We start from the raw sequence: 536 nt of genomic DNA, 5'->3' as shown, positions 1-536 counted from the left end.
TGGCTTTGGGCTTATCGCCTTCGCCAGTTTGTTTCCAATGATATCCGTAATGGGGTATGCGCAAATTACTCAGTGGCTTAATAAAGACACCTCGGAGGACGAAGAAAATGCGCTTTAAATTGATACTCGCGTTTGTTGAAGACAGCAAAACAGACAAGGTGCTCGATGCGGCTCGTGACGCAGGAGCAACGGGGGCGACCGTGATCAATAATGCTCGTGGTCAAGGTTTAAATCAGAAGCGGACGTTTTTTGGATTAACCCTAGAAGTACAAAAGGATGTTCTGCTTTTTGTGGTGGAAGAGCACCTTTCTCGGCACATACTTGAGACCATTAATGAAGTGGGAGAGTTCGACCGAGAGTCGGGGCAGGGGATTGCAATTCAAATTGATATCGAGGATGCCGTAGGTGTTGCGCATCAAGTCGAAACGTTGACCAAGGTGGTTGAGGATGAACTATGAGTAATCAAACGATAGTACGAGTAAGGGATGTCATGGCTGCTACTTACGTTATGGTAGATGGACTGATGACCGTATACG

Annotated in this window: 1 protein-coding gene and 1 pseudogene; both read left to right on the top strand. The window is 46.6% G+C overall.

Features of this window, described 5'->3' with window-relative positions:
- Positions 1–118, top strand: a pseudogene (locus R7040_RS29525) (DUF1538 domain-containing protein); the annotation flags it as partial.
- A complete protein-coding gene (locus tag R7040_RS29520) occupies positions 108–458 on the top strand; it encodes a P-II family nitrogen regulator (RefSeq protein ID WP_005382084.1) in 351 nt (116 codons plus the stop codon). The pseudogene R7040_RS29525 and the gene R7040_RS29520, both read left to right, overlap by 11 nt.
- The last annotated feature ends 78 nt before the right edge of the window (positions 459–536 follow it).

The sequence above is a fragment of the Vibrio sp. 1069 genome, assembly GCF_033340555.1.
This window is presented reverse-complemented; position numbering and strand designations above follow the sequence as displayed.

Bases quoted from the DNA above. Each gene is read 5' to 3' on its own strand.
- R7040_RS29520 (WP_005382084.1), top strand. From the start codon at position 108: ATGCGCTTTAAATTGATACTCGCGTTTGTTGAAGACAGCAAAACAGAC.